The sequence below is a fragment of the Catellatospora sp. TT07R-123 genome (genome assembly GCF_018327705.1).
Taxonomy (GTDB): Bacteria; Actinomycetota; Actinomycetes; order Mycobacteriales; family Micromonosporaceae; genus Catellatospora.
The window spans coordinates 1,807,410-1,827,456 of sequence record NZ_BNEM01000001.1 but is presented as its reverse complement, the minus strand read 5'-3'; the positions used below and the strand labels follow the sequence as shown (position 1 = coordinate 1,827,456).

At 72.9% G+C, this 20,047-nt stretch carries 17 protein-coding genes; 15 read left to right on the top strand and 2 right to left on the bottom strand.

Annotated features, from left to right (window positions below):
• Positions 1-115 precede the first annotated feature (115 nt).
• The 12 genes from Cs7R123_RS07560 to Cs7R123_RS07505 all read left to right on the top strand — a co-directional run bounded on the left by Cs7R123_RS07560 (position 116) and on the right by Cs7R123_RS07505 (position 15,305).
• Positions 116-1,684, top strand: coding sequence for a 4-hydroxyphenylacetate 3-hydroxylase N-terminal domain-containing protein (locus Cs7R123_RS07560; protein ID WP_212824578.1), 1,569 nt, complete (start codon positions 116-118; stop codon positions 1,682-1,684).
• A 175-nt stretch (positions 1,685-1,859) separates the two neighbouring features.
• On the top strand, positions 1,860-2,276 hold the full coding sequence (panD, locus tag Cs7R123_RS07555; protein WP_212824576.1) for an aspartate 1-decarboxylase: 417 nt from the start codon (positions 1,860-1,862) through the stop codon (positions 2,274-2,276).
• 10 nt (positions 2,277-2,286) lie between these two features.
• The gene (locus Cs7R123_RS07550) at positions 2,287-3,648 is read left to right on the top strand and encodes a DUF6002 family protein (protein WP_212824574.1); all 1,362 of its coding nucleotides are present in this window, start codon (positions 2,287-2,289) and stop codon (positions 3,646-3,648) included.
• Positions 3,636-4,796: a GNAT family N-acetyltransferase gene (locus tag Cs7R123_RS07545; protein WP_212824572.1), complete on the top strand. Its 1,161-nt coding sequence runs from the start codon at positions 3,636-3,638 to the stop codon at positions 4,794-4,796. Before Cs7R123_RS07550 ends, Cs7R123_RS07545 begins: the two co-directional genes overlap by 13 nt.
• A 6-nt stretch (positions 4,797-4,802) precedes the next feature.
• Entirely contained in the window at positions 4,803-5,867 is a 1,065-nt protein-coding gene (locus tag Cs7R123_RS07540) for a potassium transporter TrkA (protein WP_212824570.1), read from the top strand.
• A gap of 255 nt (positions 5,868-6,122) precedes the next feature.
• Positions 6,123-9,296, top strand: a complete 3,174-nt coding sequence (locus Cs7R123_RS07535) for an AMP-binding protein (protein WP_212824568.1) — start codon at positions 6,123-6,125, stop codon at positions 9,294-9,296.
• Positions 9,297-9,300: 4 nt separating this feature from the next.
• Positions 9,301-10,908, top strand: coding sequence for a tyrosine 2,3-aminomutase (gene cmdF / locus Cs7R123_RS07530; protein WP_212824566.1), 1,608 nt, complete (start codon positions 9,301-9,303; stop codon positions 10,906-10,908).
• Positions 10,905-12,278: a condensation domain-containing protein gene (locus tag Cs7R123_RS07525; protein WP_212824564.1), complete on the top strand. Its 1,374-nt coding sequence runs from the start codon at positions 10,905-10,907 to the stop codon at positions 12,276-12,278. Before cmdF ends, Cs7R123_RS07525 begins: the two co-directional genes overlap by 4 nt.
• A gap of 100 nt (positions 12,279-12,378) precedes the next feature.
• On the top strand, positions 12,379-12,648 hold the full coding sequence (locus Cs7R123_RS07520) for a phosphopantetheine-binding protein (RefSeq protein WP_212824562.1): 270 nt from the start codon (positions 12,379-12,381) through the stop codon (positions 12,646-12,648).
• Between the two features lie 29 nt (positions 12,649-12,677).
• Positions 12,678-13,565 carry a phytanoyl-CoA dioxygenase family protein gene (locus Cs7R123_RS07515; RefSeq protein ID WP_212824560.1) on the top strand — a complete coding sequence of 296 codons (888 nt, stop codon included), beginning with the start codon at positions 12,678-12,680 and terminating at the stop codon, positions 13,563-13,565.
• A gap of 49 nt (positions 13,566-13,614) precedes the next feature.
• Positions 13,615-14,034: an SgcJ/EcaC family oxidoreductase gene (locus tag Cs7R123_RS07510; RefSeq protein WP_212824558.1), complete on the top strand. Its 420-nt coding sequence runs from the start codon at positions 13,615-13,617 to the stop codon at positions 14,032-14,034.
• Between the two features lie 89 nt (positions 14,035-14,123).
• The gene (locus Cs7R123_RS07505) at positions 14,124-15,305 is read left to right on the top strand and encodes an acyl-CoA dehydrogenase family protein (protein ID WP_212824556.1); all 1,182 of its coding nucleotides are present in this window, start codon (positions 14,124-14,126) and stop codon (positions 15,303-15,305) included.
• A gap of 177 nt (positions 15,306-15,482) precedes the next feature.
• Here Cs7R123_RS07505 and Cs7R123_RS07500 read toward each other — a convergent pair whose 3' ends face one another.
• Together Cs7R123_RS07500 and Cs7R123_RS07495 are read right to left on the bottom strand one after the other, a co-directional pair.
• A complete protein-coding gene (locus Cs7R123_RS07500) occupies positions 15,483-16,271 on the bottom strand; it encodes a TIGR03084 family metal-binding protein (protein ID WP_212824554.1) in 789 nt (262 codons plus the stop codon).
• A gap of 83 nt (positions 16,272-16,354) precedes the next feature.
• Entirely contained in the window at positions 16,355-18,010 is a 1,656-nt protein-coding gene (locus Cs7R123_RS07495; RefSeq protein WP_212824552.1) for an MFS transporter, read from the bottom strand.
• Positions 18,011-18,258: 248 nt separating this feature from the next.
• Here Cs7R123_RS07495 and Cs7R123_RS07490 point away from each other — a divergent pair, with 248 nt between their 5' ends.
• The 3 genes from Cs7R123_RS07490 to Cs7R123_RS07480 are packed head-to-tail and all read left to right on the top strand — an operon-like array spanning position 18,259 to position 20,015.
• The gene (locus Cs7R123_RS07490) at positions 18,259-18,561 is read left to right on the top strand and encodes a putative quinol monooxygenase (RefSeq protein ID WP_212824550.1); all 303 of its coding nucleotides are present in this window, start codon (positions 18,259-18,261) and stop codon (positions 18,559-18,561) included.
• 37 nt (positions 18,562-18,598) lie between these two features.
• Positions 18,599-19,351 (top strand): AraC family transcriptional regulator, encoded by a 753-nt coding sequence (locus Cs7R123_RS07485; protein ID WP_212824548.1) that lies wholly within the window; start codon positions 18,599-18,601, stop codon positions 19,349-19,351.
• Between the two features lie 58 nt (positions 19,352-19,409).
• Entirely contained in the window at positions 19,410-20,015 is a 606-nt protein-coding gene (locus Cs7R123_RS07480) for a DUF1349 domain-containing protein (RefSeq protein ID WP_212824546.1), read from the top strand.
• Positions 20,016-20,047 lie beyond the last annotated feature (32 nt).

Below are 20,047 nucleotides of genomic sequence, written 5' to 3'. Positions count from 1 at the left end.
ATCCGCGGCCGTCGATCTGTCGTGATGGTTGCGCCGCGGTGGCGCGGGCTCCTGCCCTCCGCGTACCGGCCACCCGACCGGGTCGGCGGCCGGGTCCGAGGAGGGATGGACGCAGATGACCGACGAGCAGGCCGCGCCCGCAGGCCGGGTGACCCGACCGCTGACCGGCGACGAGTACATCGAGAGCCTTCGCGACGACCGGGAGATCTTCCTCTACGGCGACCGCGTCAAGGACGTCACCACGCACCCCGCGTTCCGCAACCCGGTCCGGATGACGGCGCGCCTGTACGACGCGCTGCACGACCCGGCCAACGCCGGCGTGCTGACCACGCCGACCGACACCGGTTCGACCGGGTTCACCCATCCGTTCTACCGCACCCCGCGCAGCGTCGAGGACCTCATCGCCGACCAGCGCGCGATCGCCGCCTGGGCTCGCATGAGCTACGGCTGGATGGGCCGCAGCCCCGACTACAAGGCGTCGTTCCTGGGCACGCTGGGCGCCAACGCCGACTTCTACGCTCCGTACAGCGACAACGCGCGCCGCTGGTACCAGGAGTCGCAGGAGAAGGTCCTGTACTGGAACCACGCCATCGTGCACCCGCCGGTGGACCGCAACAAGCCGATCGAGGAACTCGCCGACGTCTACATCCGGGTGGAGAAGGAGACCGATGCGGGCCTGATCGTCAGCGGGGCGAAGGTGGTGGCCACCGCCTCGGCGCTGACCCACTACAACTTCATCGCCCACTTCGGGCTGCCGATCCGCAAGAAGGAGTTCGCCCTGGTGGCGACGGTGCCGATGGGGGCACCCGGGCTGAAGCTGATCTGCCGGCCGTCGTACACGGCGACGGCGGAGGTGATGGGCAGCCCGTTCGACTACCCGCTGTCGTCGCGGATGGACGAGAACGACACCATCTTCATCCTGGACAAGGTGCTGATCCCGTGGGAGAACGTATTCATCTACGGTGACCTGGGCAAGGTGCAGATGTTCGCGCCGCAGTCGGGGTTCGCCGAGCGGTTCACCTTCCACGGCTGCACCCGGCTGGCGGTCAAGCTGGAGTTCATCGCGGGCCTGCTGGCCAAGGCGGTGGAGCTGACCGGCACCAAGGACTTCCGCGGGGTGCAGAGCCGGCTGGGCGAGGTGCTGGCCTGGCGCAACCTGTTCTGGGCACTGTCGGACGCCTCCGTGCGCAACCCGGCGCAGTGGAAGAACGGCGCGCTGCTGCCCAACCCGCAGTACGGGCAGGCGTACCGCTGGTTCATGCAGCTGGGCTACCCGCGGATCAAGGAGATCATCCAGCAGGACGTGGCCAGCGGCCTCATCTATGTGAACTCCAGTGCCGAGGATTTCAAGAACCCCGCCATCCGGCCGTACCTGGACCGGTTCCTGCGCGGCTCGAACGGCGTCTCGGCCGAGGAGCGGGTGAAGGTGATGAAGCTGCTGTGGGACGCGGTCGGGACCGAGTTCGGCGGGCGGCACGAGCTGTACGAGCGCAACTACTCCGGCAACCACGAGAACGTGCGCGTCGAGCTGCTGCACGCGCAGATGGCCACCGGCCAGCTCGACCGGTACAAGGCGTTCGTGGACCAGTGCATGAGCGAGTACGACCTGGACGGCTGGACCGTGCCCGACCTGTCGTCCTCAGACGACCTGCGTCAGGTGGTCGCGGGGATGCTCAACCGTTGACCCGCGCGCATACCCCGTTCACACGTTCATAATCCTGTCCATTCTTTGTCACAACTGAGCACTTTCAAAGTAGAACCGACCGGTGCACTGGCCGAAGCTGGGTGAGATCTCGCGGGGGTTCGCGAAGCATGCGCCCCGGCGGGGTCTTCCCACCACATAAGTGAGGAGCCTTGCCATGTTTCGCGAGATGCTGAGGTCGAAGATCCACCGTGCCACGGTCACCCAGGCCGATCTGCACTACGTGGGTTCTGTGACGATCAGTGCCGACCTGATGGACGCGGCGGGTCTGCTACCGGGTGAGAAGGTCGACATCGTGGACGTGACCAACGGTGCGCGTCTGTCCACCTATGCCATCGAGGGGCCGCGTGACTCCGGCGTCATCGGGATCAACGGCGCGGCCGCTCACTTGATCAAGCCAGGTGACCTGGTCATCATCATCTGTTACGGGCTGGTGCCCGACCACGAGGCCGCCTCGGTGAAGCCGCGGGTGGTCTTCGTCGACGAGCTGAACCGCGTGGTGGAGCACGGCACCGACCTCGCCGCGCCGGGTGCCCACATGGACGCTGTCCGTGGCGACGTCGTGCACGTCTGACCGGGCTGCCATGACGACGACCACCCCCACCACCACGTCCGCGGTTGCCGCACTGGTCCGCTGGTACGACGAGATCCAGGCCGCGCTGCGGCACGTCGGCGCGTCCCACCGGGCGACCGGCTTCCACCCCGCGTTCGAGCTGCCCGCCCCCACCGACGCCGTGGTCGGCTTCCTGGGCGCGGGCGAGCTGTCCTTCGACCGCCTCGGCGAGGTGGCCGGGCGCGAGCTGACCCTGCTCGACCTGACCCGCAACCCGGGCACCCGCACCACCAAGACCATGGCGTCGCTGGTGATGGTCGCTCGGGCGGTCCGGCAGATCCAGGCGACCGGCGAGCCGATCATGATCGTGACGCCCTCGTCGGCCAACAAGGCCACGGCGCTGCGCGACGCGGTGCTGCGGGCGTACCGGCACGGCCTGGTGACCCCCGACCAGCTTCAGATCGTGACCGTGGTGCCGGGCATCGCCCGGGAGAAGCTGTGGTCCTCGGCGCTGAGCGAGGCGCCGCTGAGCGGCCGCAACCCGATGTGCGTCTACCACAGCGACGTCCCCTCCGACGTCAAGACGATCGCCGACCAGGCCGTCGGCACCGCCGCGCCGCTCCTGCGCGACCGGCACGGCATCAACGTGTGGTATTCGCTGAACCTGGACAACTACCGGCCCGCCGACACCGTGCGGGCCTTCGCCGAGCGCGACCTGCTCCCGACCCGGCCGGGGTCGCGGCGCGTGCACGCCCACTCGGTCTCCAGCGCGTACGGCCTGCTCGGCCACCACCTGGGCCGGGTGCTCGACGGCGGCGACGCCGGTCCGGGCTACTTCCTGGTCCAGCACCTGGCCACCCCGGACATGGTGCTCAGCCTCTACCACGGCAGCGCCGATCCGGCGAACCTGCCCGCCTACACCTACGACCCCAAGTCGTTCCTGTACCGCCAGGACACCGACCCGCACTTCCCGGCGGCCACCTACGACCCGGCCGAGAACCTGGAACCGACGTTCTACACCCGCTCGCCGGTCACCTCGGCCGAGATGAACAGCATCATCGCGGCCCAGGGCGGCGGCGGCATCGTCGTGTCGCTGTACGAGTGCCTGGAGCGCTACCCGCAGATCCGCCAGATGCTGTCGGGCACGTCGATCCAGCTTCCGGCCGACCCGCGCAAGCTGCGCGAGTGGTCGCTGGTGATGGCGCTGACCGGTGTCGTCAACGCCTGCGAGCGCGGCCTGATCGAGGCCGACGAGGTGGTCGTGCACGGGTCCGGCAGCTACGGGACCGACGACTACCGGGCGATCCCGGCAGACCGCCTCACCACCGTGGACGACGCGGCGGCCCTGCACGAGGTGCTGCTGGCCGCCGGCGAGGCCGCATGGGCGCGGTGACCCCGCGCCCGACCGCGCTGCGGCGGGCCCTCGCGCGTCGACGCTACGACTGGACCAGCGGCGCGGGCTCGGCGGCCCGCCTGCACGGGTGGTGGGACAGCCGTCCCGGCCGCCGGTACCTGAACCGGCTGATCACGGCCGCCCCGCCGGACGGCACGCCCGGCGGGGTCAGCCTCGCCTACCGGGGTTTCGCCGAGGGCCCGCACTACGTGCTGACCCACCTGCGCGCGCAGGTGGAGCAGCACGGCGGCGGCCCGGCCGAGATCGTCGACCTGCCGCCGCGGCGCTGGCCGGGCCTGCTCGACCAGCAGGACGCCGACCTGCTGGTGGTGGGCTGCTCCACCGCCCGCGCCCGGTCCCTGCCGACGGAGCGGTCGGTGCTGCTGCCGTACCGGATCGACCTCAACATCGAGGTGGACGAGGACCCGGAGGTGATGCGCAAGCGCGTCTCCGGCAACGAGCGGCGGCAGTTCGCCAAGCTGCGCCGCGAGCGCGACTGGGCCTGGAAGCGCACCCGCGACCCCGAGGACCTGCTGCACTTCTGGGAGCGGATGCACCTGCCGACGATGGCGGGCCGGCACGGCGCCGACACCCGCAGCACCGACTGGGTGACCGCGCAGGAGTGCCTGTTCGGACAGGGGCGCCTGTTCTTCGTCACCGAGGAGGCCAAGCCGGTGGCGGGGGTGCTGTGCCGGTGGGAGCCGGAGACCCGCAGCCTCACCATGCGGCTGCTCGGCGTGCTCGACGGCGACGAGGCGCACTACCGCAGCGGGGCCGTGAAGGCCGTGTACTACCTGGCCATCGAGTGGGCCTGCGACAACGGCGTCCGCTGGCTCGGGCTGGCGGGCGGGGAGTCGTTCCCGGGGGTCGGGGTGTTCCAGTTCAAGCGCCGGTTCCACCCGACGGTGGGGCTGCCGGTCGACCACCAGGGCGGCAAGGCGCTGTGGCTGCGGGTGCAGCGCGACACTCCTGCCGTGCGCGACCTGCTGGTGGACACGCCAATGTTCGGGCTGACCCCCGACGGGCGGTTGGAGGCGGTCTACTTCGCCGACGCCGACCGGCCCGCCCGCACCTCGGTGACGGCGGCCAGCCCCGGCGTCGACGGCGTACGTATGATAGACCTGGACGAGTTCCTCAACGGACGGTGAACTGACGTGGACTCAGTGGTCGTGGTCGGCAGCGGGTCGCTGGCCCGCAACATCTGCTTCTCCCTGGCAGTGCTCGCCGACCGGCCGCTGACCGTGACCGTCGTCGCCCGTGACCCCGCGAAATCCGCCGAGGTCGCCGCCATCGCCGCCATGCGCGCGGCGCTGAGCGGCACCCCGGCGGGCTTCCGGGCCGCCACCGCCGACCTCGCCGACACCGCCGCGCTGGCCGAGGTGCTGTGGGCGGCCGCACCCGACTGGGTGCTGCACTGCGCGTCGTTGCAGTCGCCCTGGGAGCAGCTGACCCACCCGTCGCGCTGGACCGAGCTGCTGTCGGCGGCCGGGTTCGCCGCGACCGCGCCACTGCACGCGCTGCTGGCCGCGCAGGTCGCGGCCGCGCTGCGCGACAGCGGGGTGCCCGCGCGGCTGCTCAACGCCTGCTTCCCGGACGCGGTCAACCCGATCCTGGCCGGACTCGGGCTGCCGATCACCGCGGGTGTCGGCAACGTCGCGCTGCTGGCCGCCGGCCTGCGCGGCGCGCTGGGCCTCAAACCGGCGGACCACCTGCGGGTCCTGGCCCACCACATCCACCTCAACCGCCCCGAGGCGCCCGCCGACGAGGTCCTGGCCTGGGTCGGCGACGAGCCGGTCGGTGACGTCACGGCCGCGCTGGCGGCGCTGCGGGGATCGGCCCGTCCGGAACTCAACGCCGTCACCGGGCACGCGGCCGCGCTGCTGCTGCTCGACCTGGCCCGGGGTGAGGTCGCCACGAACCTGCCGGGGCCCGCCGGGCTGCCCGGCGGCTATCCCGTGTGCCTGGCCCCGGACGGGACGCTGGGCCTGGACCTGCCCCCGGGCTGGGACCGCGCCGCCGCCGTCGCCTGGAACGACCGGGCCGGCCGCCGCGAGGGCATCCACGTCGGCGAGACGGCGGTCGCCTTCGGCGGCCGGACGAGTGCCGCACTCTCGGCGGTGCTGCCCGAATTCGCCGGCGGGTTCGCCGTCGCGCGGCTGTACGAGGTCGCCGCCGCCATGCTGGAAGTGCGGGAGAACCTGCGGCGATCGGCCGCCTGAGTCCTCTTTTCGGATATCCGCCTCCGGCACAACTCCGCGCGTGCGCATTCAGGCGCCAGCAGTGCCATGACCTGACTCTCCGCTCCGCAATGGAGAAGATGACGGCACTGTCGTATACGGACAGACTCAGTATCCGTAACCGATTCGCAAGGGTTATTGGCAAGCGCCATTCCGCATTGCGGCGGCCCTTTCGGCGAATCGGTCCCCACAGACGTGGGAACGAATACGGTCACCGTACAGGCGGGAGTCACCCGGATGCCTATCGCGCACAGTGCCGGCGCCATCGCCGCCACCACCCCCGCGCAGCAGGATCTGTGGTTCCTGCAGCAGCTCGCCGCCACGCCGGCCGGGGCGGCGCCGTCGTTCCACGAGTGCCGGGACTTCGAGGTCGGCGGCCCGTTCGACCCGGAGGCGCTGCGCACCGCCTGGCACGCCGTCGTGGCCCGGCACGAGGTCCTGCGCGGCAGCCTGGCCGAGGCGGACGGCGGCGTCGGGCTGCGCATCGACGGCCGGGCCCGCATCGAGCCCACGGTGATCGACCTGCGCGGCGTCGACCAGGCCTACGCCGACCGGTGGGCGGCCGAGGTCGCGGCGGCGCCGTTCGACCTGGCCGGCGGGCCCGCCGCGCGCCTGATCGTGCTGCGGCAGGCGGCCGAGGCGCACCGGGTCCTGCTGGTGCTGCACCGGATCGTCGCCGACGGCAGGTCGGTGTCGATCATCCTGGACGAGCTGTCCGCCGGATACGCCGCCGCCCTCGGCGGCACCAGCGCCGAGCTCAAGCCGGTCGACGTTCCGTTCTCCGAGTACGCCGAGCACCGGCGGGCGGAGCGGACCGACGACGGATTCGCCGGGCGGCTGGACTGGTGGGCCGGGCGGCTGGCCGCGGTGCCGTCGGCCCTGGCGCTGCCGGCGGACCAGCCGCGGCCCGCGGGCCTGCACTGGCAGGGGCGCAGCACGCCGTTCTGGTGGGGTGACGGGCTCGGGCACGACCTGCGCCGGATCGCCGACGCCACCGGCACGACGGCCGAGGAGGTGGTGCTGGCCGGGTTCCTGGCGCTGCTGCACCGCCACGCCGCCGTCGACACGGTCAGCGTCGGCACGCTGCGCCGGCGCCGCGAGGTGCCCGCGGACCTGGTCGGTCCGTGCACCGAGCCGGTGGTGCTCGCGGCCGACCTGTCCGGGAAGCCGACGCTGCGCGAGCTGCTGCGCCGGGTGTCCGGTGCGCTCGGGCAGGCGTACGCGCACGGCGACGTGCCGCTCGCCGAGATCGTGCGGGCCGTCAACCCCGAGCGCGAGCCGGGGCGGGTGCCGTGGTGCGACGCGATGGTGGTGCTGCCCGAGGAGCAGCGGGCGACGCTGCGGCTGGCGGGTGCGGCGGTGCGCGAGCGCCACGCCGCCGGCGGTGCGGTCAGGGCCGACCTGACCCTGGTCCTGGACCAGGTCAGCGCCGCGGCGGCCGGGCATCTGGAGTACCGCGACGGCCTGTTCGACCCCACGGCGGCCGGGCTGCTGCTCGGCCAGCTGCACACCCTGCTGCTCGGGGCGGTGCGGGAGCCGGACCGGCCGCTGGCCGGCCTGCCGCTGGACGACACCGACCGGGCCGAGGCCGATCCCGCCGTCGGCGCGCCGCGCGAGCCGGTCACCGAGCTGGTGCGCCGCCACGCCGTGCAGCGGCCCGCCGCGGTGGCCGTCACCGGCGAGGGCGGCACGATCACGTACGCCGAGCTCGACGACTGGTCGGCGCGGATCGCCGCGGCGCTGACCGGGGCCGCCGGGCGGCCGGTGGCGGTGCGCATGCGGACCGGCCCGGCGCGGATCGCGGCCCTGCTGGGCGTGCTGCGCGCGGGCGCCCACTTCTGCTGGCTGGCCGCCGACGACACCGGCCAGCGCACCCGGCAGGTGCTCGGCGACCTGCGCCCGGTGTGGCTGCTGGCCGACGGCTCCGACGAGGTGCACGACTGGTTCTGCGTGCAGGGCTTCGGCCGGATTCTCGACGTGCCCGAGCTGCTGGCGGCCCCGCGCGGGCCCGGGGCCGAGCCGGTGCCCGTGGAACTGGCCTATGTCGCGTACGTCGCCTACACGTCCGGCTCGACCGGCCGGCCCAAGGGCGTGCCGCAGACCCACGCCGCCCTGGCCCAGTTCACCTCGTGGATGGCGCGCGCGTTCGGCTTCGGCGCCGGGGCCCGTGTGGCCCAGTGGGTCGCCCCCGAGCACGACCCGGCGCTGTGCGAGGTGTTCGCGGCCCTGGTCGGCGGCGCGGCGCTGCACCTGGTCCCCGACCAGGTGCGCCCGCACCCGGAGGGGCTGGTGCGGTGGCTGGTCGAGCACCGGGTGACGGCGCTGCAGACCGTGCCGAGCTTCGCGCGGCGCCTGCTGCGCGCCGTCGCCGAGTCCGGCGGCGACGCACCGCCCCTCGACCGGCTGCTGCTGATGGGGGAGGCCCTGCCGGGCGACCTGGTCAACGGACTGCGCGCGGCCCTGCCCGCGACCCGGTTGGCCAACCTCTACGGCCCCACCGAGACGGTGGCGGCGACCTGGCACGACATCGACGGCCAGGTGTCCGGGGCGACCCCGATCGGGTCGCCCATTCCAGGGCGGCAGGTGCTGCTGCTCGACGACGAGGACCGGTTGTGCCCCACGGGGGTCACCGGCCAGATCGTCGTGCGCAGCCCCTACGTCACGCCTGGCTACCTCGGCGGCGACCCGGATGATCCGGTGTTCGCGGCGATCGCGGGCCGGGCCGAACGCGACGAGGGGGGCCGGTACTACCGTACCGGCGACCTCGCGCGACGGCGGTGGGACGGCCTGCTCGAGTTCCGCGGCCGGCTCGACCACCAGGTCAAGTTGCAGGGGCACCGGCTGGAGCTCGGGGACATCGAGTCGACGCTCGACGCCCACGAGTCGGTGGCCGAATGTGTGGTGGTGCCGGTGCGCGACGGCGACGGGCTGGTCAACCGCCTGGTGGCGTACGTCGTGGCCGTCGCCGGAGCCGAGTCCGGTGGGCCGCCAGTGTGGCGCGCGCACCTGCGGCGGCGGTTCGGCGCGGTGCTGCTGCCGGTGTCGTTCCACCTCATGGCCCAGCCGCTGCCGCGCGGCGCGACCGGCAAGGTCGACCGGCGGGCGCTGCCCGCGCCGCGCGAGGTCGCGGCCGCGACCTCGGGGCCGCCCCGCTCCCCGTCCGAGCTGGTCGTCGCCCGGATCTGGGCGGAGCTGCTCGGACCGCGGGACTACGACCTGGCAGACGACTTCTTCGCCGTGGGCGGGCACTCGCTGCTGCTGCCCCGGTTCGCCCTGCGGGTGCAGGACACGGTCGGCGTACCCGTGCCGATCGCGGACTGCCTCGCCGCACCCAGTCTCGCCGGTATGGCCGCGCGCGTCGACCGCGCCCTGTCCGGACCCGCCTCCAGTTCCGACGCAACGATGGAGTGAACAGATGACCATGATCGGTACCGAAGCCCCGGTCGCCTTCGACGGCGAGAGCCTGGACGTGGCGAGCCTGCGCAGGGTCGCCGAGGACAGGGCTCCGTGCTCGCTGTCGCCGAAGGTGCTCGAACGCGCGGCGGCCAGCCGCGCGATCTTCGAGGACATCGTGCACCAGCAGATCCCCGTCTACGGCGTGACCACGGGCTACGGCGAGATGATCTACATGCTGGTGGAGACGTCCAAGGAGACGGAACTGCAGACCAACCTGGTGCGCAGCCACAGCGCCGGCGTGGGTCCGCTCTTCACCGAGGACGAGGCGCGGGCGATCGTCGCGGCCCGGCTGAACGCGCTGGCCAAGGGCCACTCCGCGGTACGTCCGGAGGTGCTGGAGCGGATCGCGCTGTACCTGAACTCGGGCCTCATCCCGGCCATTCCGGAGATCGGCTCGCTGGGCGCCAGCGGCGACCTGGCCCCGCTGGCGCACATCGCCAGCTCGCTGATCGGCGAGGGCTACCTGCTGCGCGACGGCAAGAAGGTCGAGACCGGCCCGGTGCTGCGCTCGCTGGGCATCGAGCCGCTGGAGCTGAAGTTCAAGGAGGGCCTGGCGCTCATCAACGGCACCTCGGCCATGACCGGCCTGGGCGCCCTGGTGGCCCACCACGCCATGAACCAGGCCCGCCACGCCGAGATCGCGGCCGCGCTGGTCATCGAGACGCTGCAGGGCTCGCTGAGCCCGTTCCAGCCGGAGGGCCACGACATCGCCCGCCCGCACGCGGGGCAGATCGACAGCGCCTTCAACATGCGGCGGCTCATGGACGGCAGCAAGCTGACCGTCGAGCACGCCGACCTGCGCCGCCAGGTCGCCGACAGCAAGGGCGAGGTGGGCGAGGTCCACCGCACCGACGTGTACCTGCAGAAGGCCTACTCGCTGCGGGCGATCCCGCAGGTGATCGGCGCGGTGCGCGACACGCTCGGCCACGCGTACACCAAGCTCGACATCGAGCTGAACTCGGCGAACGACAACCCGCTGTTCTTCGAGGGCAAGGAGATCTTCCACGGGGCCAACTTCCACGGCCAGCCGATCGCGTTCGTGATGGACTTCGTGACCATCGCCCTGACGCAGCTCGGCGTGCTGTCGGAGCGGCGCACCAACCGGATGCTCAACCGCCACCTCAGCTACGGCCTGCCCGAGTTCCTCATCAAGGGCGAGCCCGGCCTCAACAGCGGCTTCGCGGGTGCCCAGTACCCGGCGACCGCCATGGTCGCCGAGAACCGGACGATCGGCCCCGCCAGCGCGCAGAGCGTGCCGTCCAACGGCGACAACCAGGACGTGGTCAGCATGGGCCTGATCGCGGCCCGCAACGCCCGCCGCGTGCTGAACAACAACAACATCATCCTGGCGCTGGAGTTCCTGGCGGCGGCCCAGGCCGTGGACGTCTCCGGCCGCGCCAACGGGCTCAGCCCGGCCGGCACGGTCACTTACGAGACGGTCCGCTCGCTGGTCCCGACCCTGGACGGCGACCGGTACATGGCCGACGACATCGAGCTGATCGCCGCCGAGCTCGGCCGCGGCACCTTCGTGAAGGCGCTCGACCAGGCGGGGGTGGTGCTGCGATGAGCATCTCCGAAGCCGCGGCCGCCCCGGCCGCCGTCGACCTTCCGCTGTCGCTTCAGCAGGAGTTCCTGCGCCTGTTCGACCGCGGGGACGCGGAGGGCCCGTTCGGTCCCCGCTACATCGTCGCCGACGGCTGGCGGGTGGGCGGCGAGGTCGACCTCGCCGCGCTGCGCCAGGCGCTGGACGACGTGGCCGCCCGGCACGAGTCGCTGCGCACCACCATCGTGCGCGGCGAGGAGGGCTCCGGCCAGCGGGTGTCCCCGCCGTCCGCGGTGTCGCTGACGGTGCGCGACCTGCCGGGCGTCGACCCGGCCGACCGCGGCCGGGTCGCGGAGGAACTGGTCAACGAGATCGAGGCGCAGACGTACAGCATCCGGCAGTCGCCGCTGCTGTGGGCGGTGCTCGGCCGGTTCGACCGGACCGACTCGGTGCTGGTGCTGGTCACCCACCACACCGCCGCCGACGCGTGGTCGATGCAGGTCGTCATGCGCGACGTGGCCTCGTGCTACGCGGCACGGGTGCAGGGCCGCGAGCCCGGCCTGGAGCCGGCCGCGCAGTACGGCGAGTACGCCGTCGCCCAGCTGGAGCAGCTCGGCGCCCCGTCGGTGCAGCGGGCCCGGGAGTACTGGCGCAAGACGCTGGACGGCGCCCGGATCCTGACCGTGCCGGCGGACAAGGCCCGGGGCGCCGAGGAAGAGGCGATCACCGGGTGGTACCGGTTCCTCGCCGGCGCCGAGCTGCGCACCGGCACCGCCCGGCTGGCCGAGAGCACGCACAGCTCGCCGTTCATGGTGCTGCTGGCGGCGTTCAACGTGCTGGCCTCGCGGCAGACGGGGTCGCAGGACATCGTGGTGCCGACGTTCACGCCGGGCCGCGGCCAGGCGCGGTTCCAGAAGACGGTCGGGTCGTTCTTCAACTTCGTGCCGCTGCGCACGGACCTGACCGGCTGCGCGACCTTCCGCGACGTGGTGGCGCGCACCCGGGCGACCTGCCTCGGGGCGTACTCGCACGAGGTGCCGCTGCTGGTGGTGCTCCAGGAGGCGCCGGAGCTGATGGCGTCGCTGGCCGCGCCCGGGGTCGCCCCGGCCCTGTTCCAGGTGATCCAGCCGCCGTTCGTGATGGAGCGCGAGCAGATCGGCGGCCTGGAGTTCAGCGCGATCTGGCGCCGGGTCATCACGCAGGAGATCGGCTCGGACATCCCCGACGGGGTGCTGTGGTCGCTGCACCTGGGGCCGACGGAGGAGATCGTGGGCGCGATCGGCTACAGCGCCCACCTGTTCACGACGCAGACGCTCGACCGGAGCACGGCCGAGTACGTGTCGCTGCTGGGCAGCCTGCTGGCGTCACCCGACGCCCCGCTGGCCGGGCTCTGAACCACCGGCGGGGTCGTGCCCTGATCCGCACGACCAGAGGTGCGGCCCCGCCACCCAGCGACAAGCATAAATTCGTATTCGTATCGGCAGGAGGATTCATATGGACACCAACCAGCGCGCCGCGCTCAGCCCCGCCGAGATCGAGCAGCGGGTCGAGGCGATCTGGAACTCCGTGCTCGACGTGCCCTCGAACTCGCGTGGTGCCACGTTCTTCGAGCTGAACGGGCAGTCGATCTCCGCGGTCCAGATCGTGGCCCGGATCGAGGAGGAGATCGGCGTCAACGTCGACATGGGCGACCTGTTCGAGGACCCCGATCTGGCGACGTTCACCCGCGACGTGGTGGCGAAGGCGACCGGCGCCGCGCTCTGAGCCTTCAGGCACAAGAGAGGTGCAGTGAGATGGCAGAGCTGATTCACGTTACCCCTGACACGCCGCTCGACGACGTGGTGGAGATCCTCGAACGCGAGGGCGCGGTGATCATCGAGAACTTCGTCGACGCCGCCGTCCTCAAGGGGCTGTGGGACGACCTCGGGCCGTACCTGGACCGGGGCCGCTACAGCGAGACCGGCTACGACGGCCACCTGACCCGGCGGGTGTCGTCGCTGTTCCGGCGCACCGCCCACATGCCCGCCGTGTTCATGCAGCCGCAGTACCTCGGCGCGTCACGGCGGATCATGGAGAAGCCCGTGCACATGTGGGTGGGGCAGGCGCGCATCGAGATGACCCCCAACATCCAGATCAGTGCCACCCAGGCCATCCAGATCGACCCGGGCCAGGGCAAGCAGCCGCTGCACCGGGACGACTCGCTGCACCTGCGCCGCCACCCGGGGCCGACCACGCGGGTACAGCTCATGCTGGCCATGAGCGAGTTCACGGCGCCCAACGGCGCCACCCTGGTCATCCCGGGCAGCCACCACTGGGACGACGAGCGGGCCCCCCGCTACGCCGAGGCCATCCCCGCCGCCATGCCTGCCGGCTCGGGCCTGCTCTGGCTGGGCGGCGTCTACCACGGCGGCGGGGCCAACACCACCGACCAGCCGCGCACCAGCCTCACCGTCTCCTACGACCTGGGCAACCTGCGTCAGGAGGAGAACCAGTACCTGGCCGTCCCGCGCGAGACGGTGCTGGGACTGCCCGAGGAGATGCAGCGCCTGCTCGGCTACGACCGGTGCCCGCCGGGCGTCGGCTGGTACGAGATGCAGGACCCCCACCGGTTGCTGGTGGACCCGGACTTCGAGCCGGCCCTGTTCGACCAGGGCCAGGAAAAGCAGCCCGCGCTGGGCTAGCGCCCGGCCGGACTGCCCGGCAAGAGATCGTCTAGAAAGGACGACCATCATGAGCGACGGGACGACCGTCATCACCGATGCCGACCTCGCCGCGGTGAGCAAGGTGCCGCAGCGGATCATCGAGGCCTGGGCCAAGAACGACGCTGACGCCTTCGCCGCCGTGTTCACCGAGGACGGCACCCTGATCCTGCCCGACGACATCTTCCTCAAGAGCCGTGCCGAGGTGCACGACTTCATGGCGAAGGCCTTCGCGGGGCCGTTCAAGGGCACCCGTGTCACCGGCACGCCGCTGGCCGTGAAGCCGCTGGCCGCCAACGCCGTTCTCGTCATCACCCGCGGCGGCGTGCTGGCGCCCGGCGACGAGGACGTCACGGCGGAGCGGGCCATCCGCGCCAGCTGGCTGCTGGCCAAGAAGGACGGTGAGTGGCTCATCACCGCGTACCAGAACACCCCCATCCGCGCCGTCTGACCGGCGCGGCCCCCCACGGCCTCCACTCCCTCAGGCCGCCCGGAACGGAGCGTCCGGGCGGCCTGCCGTGTTCATGAAGGAAGGACCCCATGGAACTCACCACTGTGCCCACCGCGGCCGAGCTGGCGCAGCGCGCGTCGGACCTGGTGCCGCTGCTGCGCCGCAACGCGGCCTGGGGCGAGCAGAACCGGCGGATCGCCGACGAGTCGGTCGAGGCGCTGACCGGCGCCGGCCTGCTGCGCCTGCGGGCCCCGTCGCGCTTCGGCGGGTACGAGGCGGACCTGCGCTCGCTGGTCGACGTCATCACCCAGGTGGGCCGCGGCGACGGCTCGACCGCGTGGACCTTGTCGGTGTGGTCGATCTGCTCGTGGCTGGTCGGCCTGTTCCCGGACGAGGTGCAGGACGAGGTGTTCGCCACCCCTGACGTGCGGGTGTGCGGGCTGCTCAGCCCCGGCGGCCCGGCGATCCCGGTCGACGGCGGCTACGTCGTCAGCGGCAAGTGGGCCTTCAACACCGCCGTGCAGCAGAGCCACTGGAACTCGCTGGTGGCCGTGACGCCCACCCCCGACGGCGGGATGATGCCGGTCATGGCGCTGGTCCCGGCGTCGGAGCTGCAGATCATCGACGACTGGGACACCACCGGCCTGCGCGGCACCGGCAGCGTCACCGCCGCGGCGGCCGAGCTGTTCGTGCCGGCGCAGCGGGTGCTGCCGATGGGCCCGGTGCTGCACGAGCAGTACGCGTCCAAGACCAACGCCGACGTGCCCGTCTACCGCACCCCGATGCTGCTGACGGCCGCCACGTCGACCACCGGCACGGTGCTCGGACTGGCCAAGGCGGCGCGCGAGGCGTTCTTCGAGCGCCTGCCCGGCCGCAAGATCACCTACACCACGTACGAGAGCCAGGCCGACGCCCCGATCACGCACCTGCAGGTCGCCGAGGCGTCGGTGCGCATCGACGAGGCCGAGTTCCACATCTACCGGGCCGCGTCCACGCTCGACGCCAAGGGCGTCAGCGGCGAGGCGTGGACGATGGAGGAGCGGGCCCGCGTCCGCGTCGACATCAGCCGGGCGGTGCAGCTGGCCAAGGAGGCCGTCGACATCCTGAAGACGGCCAGCGGCGCGTCCTCGGCGTACCACGACGTGCCGATCCAGCGCATCGCGCGCGACCTGGAGGTGCTGTCGCTGCACGCGATCCTGCACCCGGCCAACGGCCTGGAGCTGTACGGCCGCGTCGCCTGCGGCCTGGAGCCCAACACGCTCTACATCTGAGAGACGACCGGCGGCCCCCGCCGGTGCGGAGAGGACGACGACGCAGCCGCCCGCGTCGTCGTCCTCTTTATTCGTGCCCGGTCCCGTGCTCGCCGTGCCCGTGCGGCACCGACCGGCCGACCCGGGACACGGCGCCGCCCCCGGGCCGTGACGGCACCGGGGGCGGCGGGGGAGTGCTCAGCTGAACTGGCCGGGCTCACGTCCGGGACCGGCCGGGCCGCGGTAGGCCTGGGCCAGCGTCAGCCACTCCTCGGCGTCCGCGCCGACCGCCTTGACGGCCAGGTCGGTGTGGTGCCGGCGCCGGGTCACCAGCAGGCAGAAGTCCAGCGCGGGACCGCTGACGACCTGCTCGGCGTCAGCCGGGCCGAAGCTCCACACGGCGCCCGACGGCGCCGTGATCTCGAAGCGGAACGCCGTCTCCGGGGCCTGGCGGCCGCGCGCCAGGTAACCGAAGTCCCAGGTCCGTACGGCGAAGAACACCAGGTGGCCGAGGCGGTCGGTGGCCGGGCGGGTCACGCCGAGCGCGTCGGCGATGTCCTGGCCGTGCCCGAACAGCTCCATCATGCCCGCGGCCGCCAGCACCGGCGCGGGCAGCGGGCGGACCAGCCACGGCACCGGCTGGCCCTCCGGCACGGCCGCCAGCGCCTGCTCGGACAGGCCGCGGATGGCGCGGAAGCGGGCCAGCAGCTCCTGCTCCGGCAGCGCCAGGAACGGCGCCATGGCGCCCTCGACGTTGGCGTCGAAGTCGTCGCTGAGCCGCGAGGTGACCGCCGCGAACTTCTCGGCGTCGCTGGCGGCCAGGGCGGCGAGCTGGAACGTGGCGGTCAGGTGGGCGACCTGGTGGGCGACGGTCCAGCCCTTGGCCGGGGTCGGCAGCGCCCACTGCTGCGGGGTCAGCCCGGACAGCAGGCTGTCGAGTTCCTCGCCGTCGGTCTTGAGGTCGGCGAGGACGTCACTGTGGGTCATGCGGTAGATCCCTTCGTCGGGCGGGCACGACCGGGCGGGGCGGTCCCGCGCGGAACGCCCAATCTGTACCGATATATAGGTGATTATCGCTTTACCCGGGTGGGGCGGTCTTCTTCGCGAGTGCCCTTCCGCCCCTTCGGCACCGGCACCGGCACCACCGGTGCCGCCGGCGGCTTCGACTGGCGCATCACCAGCGCCAGCACCGCGGCCAGCGCCAGCAGGACCGCGACGACCACCAGCGCGGGCCGGGCCGCGGCCAGGAAGCCGCTCGCGGCCGCGTCGTGCAGCACGGTCCGGAGCCGGTCGGCCTCGGCGCCGCCCAGCCCGGCCGGTGCGACGGCCGGCCGTCCGCCGACCAGCGCCCCGCCGTCGGCGGCCGTGGCCATGGCGGACTCCAGCGCCTGCCGCCCCGGCACGCTCAGCTCACCTGACCGGGCCTCGGCCTCGACCCGGGCCACCTCGGCGAACCGGTGCTGCACGATCGCGCCCACGGCGGCCAGGCCCACCGCGCCGCCGACCTGCCGGGCGGTGTTCAGCGTCCCGGAGGCCGTGGCCGCCAGCCGCGGCGTGACCGCCCGCATCGCCTGCGTGGTGGTCGGCGCGATCACCAGCCCCATCCCGAGTCCCACGCCGATGAGCACCCAGACGTACGACAGCCCGGTCCAGTCGCGGGTCGGCAGCAGGCCGGTGCCCGCGACCCCGGCCGCGAACACGGCCAGGCCCACGGTCAGCAGCCAGCGCGTGCCGATCCGGTCGGCCAGCCGCCCCGCCACCGGCGCGACGGCGCTCAGCGTCAGCGTCCACGGCAGCGCGGTCAGCCCCGACTCCAGCGGGCTCATGTCGTGCACCAGCTGTGTCAGCAGCACGAACACCAGCAGGAAGCCGTGCAGCGCGAACGAGGTGACGAACGTGATCGCCGTCGCGGCCCCGAACTCGGGGTCGCGCAGCAGGCCGGGCGGCAGCACCGGATCGGCCTGCTTGCGCTCCCACAGCACGAACAGCACCAGCAGCACCACCCCGGCGGCCAGCACCGCGGGGATGCTCAGCGGGCCGGCGATGCGGCCCCAGTGGTGCCGCTCGCCCTCGATGAGGCCGTACACCAGGGCCAGCAGGCCCAGGGTCGCCAGCAGCACGCCGGGGATGTCGTACCCGGCCGGGGGCGGGGTGCGCAGGTCCGGCACCAGCCGCCGGGCCGCGACGATGCCGCCCAGCGCCAGCGGCACGTTGCCGAAGAAGATCCAGGACCAGGAGACGTGGGTGACCACGAGGCCGCCCAGCGTCGGCCCGCTGACCGCGGCGACCCCGGCGACGGCGGTGAAGATGCCGAACGCCGCGCCCCGGCGGTCCGGCGGGAAGATCGCGGTGATCAGGACGAGGCACTGCGGGAGCAGGGCGGCGGCGCCGATGCCCTGCAGCACCCGGGCCGCGATGAGCTGCCCGGCGGTCTGCGACAGCCCGCACAGCAGCGACGCGGCCGCGAACAGCGCGAGCCCGCCGAGGAACACCCTGCGCGGGCCCAGCAGGTCGCCCAGACGGCTGAGCAGCACCAGCAGGGAGGCCAGGGCGAGCAGGTATCCGTTGAACACCCACAGGATCTCGCCGACGCCCGCGTCCAGGGTCCGCATCAGCACCGGTGCGGCCGTGTTGACGATGCTCGTGTCGAGCAGGATGAGGTAGTTGCCCAGGCACAGCACGGCGAGTGCGGCCCAGCGGCGGCTTGGTTGGAGGTGTCCGGTCATGCCGCACCTTCCGGGTCCAGATCCGCGACCGTACGAGGCCGGGCCGCGGCGCGAACGGTTCGCTGCCAGCCCATCGTGCCCAGCGCCGGGAGGGGCGCTCACCTCTTGACGTGCCCAGGGAACGTGACCGGCGGCACCTCCGCCTGTCCGGCCGCAGCGCGAACCTGTCCGCCTGACGGCGGCCGGACGGCGCGGATCCGAGCAGGATCAGAACCGCGCGGCAGCCGCCGCCCGATCAGGAGGACACCATGTTCATCGCCATCGTCGAGTTCGCCACCACCGCCGCCGACCGCCCGGCCGCCCTCGCACAGCTCGACGCCGAGCGGGTGCGGGTGCGCGCCATGCCGGGCAACATCGCCTACCGCGTCCACGCGTCGCGTGAGGACGACACCGGGATCGTCATCGTCCATGAGTGGGAGGACGAGACCGCGTTCGCCGGGTACGCGGCCTCGGACTCCTTCGCCCGGTCGGGCCAGGTGCTGCGGCCGATGATGACCGGGGCGCCGGTCAGCCGCCGGTTCCGGGCCGAACTGGTGCAGACGGTCGCCTGACCGGCGGCTCCTACGATGAGTGCGTGCGAGCCAGCCGATGACCCGCCAGGCGTACAGCTTTGTGCGTACGTTCGCGCCCGAGGCGGCACGTGAGCTGTGCGTGGACCGCCACTACCTGCTCTGCGCCTCCGCCGGTGCGCTCCGGCTGGAGGCGCAGGGCCAGGCGTGGCTGCTGCCCCCGGCACGGGCCGCCCTGATCGAGGCGGGCCGGCCGATCCGGGTGAGCATCCCGCAGCCGGTCACCACGGCCTCGGTGCTGTTCGACCCCGCTTTCGCCCCGGCGCCGCCCGCCCCGCTGACCGTGTTCGACCTGAACCCGCTGGCCCGCGCGCTGGTGGGCGAGTGCGGCGCGTGGGGCCAGGGCGAGCAGCCGCTGCCCGAGTACGCCCGGACGCTGTTCGCGGCGCTCGCCGCGGTCGCGTGGCGGCTGGCCGAGCGGCCCAGCCCGGTCGTGGTGCCCTCGGGGCGCTCGCCGGAGCTGCGCCGGGCGCTGGAGGTCACCGAGCAGCGGCTCGCCGAGGAGCTGAGCTTCGAGGACGTCGCGGCCGCGGTCGGGCTGTCGTCCCGGTCGCTGGCGCGGCGGTTCGAGGACGAGACCGGGATGACCTGGCGGGCGGTGCTGCGCCGGATGCGGGTGCTGCGCGCCGTCGAGGAGCTGGCCGCGGGCGACACCCCGGTCACCGCGATCGCCCACCGGGTCGGCTACACCTCGCTGTCGGCGTTCAACGCCGCGTTCCTGGACCTGACCGGCCGCACCCCCACCCAGTACCGGTCCAGCTTCCGCCCCTGACTGGCCGGCGCCGCCCGGCGATAGGCTTCGGCCAGCCACCCGACTCGGAGGACCGCCCATGACAAGCGCCGTGCACCTGCCCGGACTGCCGTTCGCTCTCAGCCCGTCGGCGGGCAGCGCCTGGGAGGTGGACGGCACCACCGTGCGCGCGACCGCTCCCGCCCGGTCCGATCTGTTCATCCACCCCGCTCGGGTAAGCGCCCCCGTGCTCGACGCCCCGATGCTGACGGGCGCGCCGCCGGAGGGCGACTTCCAGTTCAGCGCCCGGGTGACGGTCGGCTTCGGGGCGGACTTCGACGCCGGGGTGCTGCTGCTGTGGTGCGACGAGCAGCACTGGGCCAAGCTCTGCTTCGAGTACAGCCCCGACCGCGAGCCCATGGCCGTCTCCGTCGTCACCCGTGGCACCTCCGACGACGCCAACGGCTTCACCGTCGAGGGGAACACCGTCTGGCTGCGGGTGTCGCGGGTGGACGGGGCGTACGCCTACCACGCCGCGACCGACGGCAAGACCTGGCGGCTGGTGCGGCACTTCGGCCTCGACGCGCCCGGCCCGGTGGCACTCGGGTTCGAGGTCCAGTCGCCGGTCGGCGACGGCTGCACGGCGGTCTTCGACGAGGTCGCGTTCAGCCCGGAACGCCTGCGCGACCTGCGCGACGGCTCGTGACATCGTGAAAGGCGGCGGTGCCCGCAGGTAGG

Excerpts from the sequence above, each read along its gene's own strand:
- Cs7R123_RS07535 (WP_212824568.1), top strand. The coding sequence starts at position 6,123 with ATGCCTATCGCGCACAGTGCCGGCGCCATCGCCGCCACCACCCCCGCG.
- cmdF (WP_212824566.1), top strand. The coding sequence starts at position 9,301 with ATGACCATGATCGGTACCGAAGCCCCGGTCGCCTTCGACGGCGAGAGC.
- Cs7R123_RS07505 (WP_212824556.1), top strand. The coding sequence starts at position 14,124 with ATGGAACTCACCACTGTGCCCACCGCGGCCGAGCTGGCGCAGCGCGCG.
- Cs7R123_RS07560 (WP_212824578.1), top strand. The coding sequence starts at position 116 with ATGACCGACGAGCAGGCCGCGCCCGCAGGCCGGGTGACCCGACCGCTG.
- Cs7R123_RS07545 (WP_212824572.1), top strand. The coding sequence starts at position 3,636 with ATGGGCGCGGTGACCCCGCGCCCGACCGCGCTGCGGCGGGCCCTCGCG.
- Cs7R123_RS07515 (WP_212824560.1), top strand. The coding sequence starts at position 12,678 with ATGGCAGAGCTGATTCACGTTACCCCTGACACGCCGCTCGACGACGTG.
- Cs7R123_RS07510 (WP_212824558.1), top strand. The coding sequence starts at position 13,615 with ATGAGCGACGGGACGACCGTCATCACCGATGCCGACCTCGCCGCGGTG.
- Cs7R123_RS07525 (WP_212824564.1), top strand. The coding sequence starts at position 10,905 with ATGAGCATCTCCGAAGCCGCGGCCGCCCCGGCCGCCGTCGACCTTCCG.
- Cs7R123_RS07490 (WP_212824550.1), top strand. The coding sequence starts at position 18,259 with ATGTTCATCGCCATCGTCGAGTTCGCCACCACCGCCGCCGACCGCCCG.
- Cs7R123_RS07485 (WP_212824548.1), top strand. The coding sequence starts at position 18,599 with ATGACCCGCCAGGCGTACAGCTTTGTGCGTACGTTCGCGCCCGAGGCG.
- Cs7R123_RS07520 (WP_212824562.1), top strand. The coding sequence starts at position 12,379 with ATGGACACCAACCAGCGCGCCGCGCTCAGCCCCGCCGAGATCGAGCAG.
- panD (WP_212824576.1), top strand. The coding sequence starts at position 1,860 with ATGTTTCGCGAGATGCTGAGGTCGAAGATCCACCGTGCCACGGTCACC.
- Cs7R123_RS07495 (WP_212824552.1), bottom strand. The coding sequence starts at position 18,010 with ATGACCGGACACCTCCAACCAAGCCGCCGCTGGGCCGCACTCGCCGTG.
- Cs7R123_RS07500 (WP_212824554.1), bottom strand. The coding sequence starts at position 16,271 with ATGACCCACAGTGACGTCCTCGCCGACCTCAAGACCGACGGCGAGGAA.
- Cs7R123_RS07480 (WP_212824546.1), top strand. The coding sequence starts at position 19,410 with ATGACAAGCGCCGTGCACCTGCCCGGACTGCCGTTCGCTCTCAGCCCG.
- Cs7R123_RS07550 (WP_212824574.1), top strand. The coding sequence starts at position 2,287 with ATGACGACGACCACCCCCACCACCACGTCCGCGGTTGCCGCACTGGTC.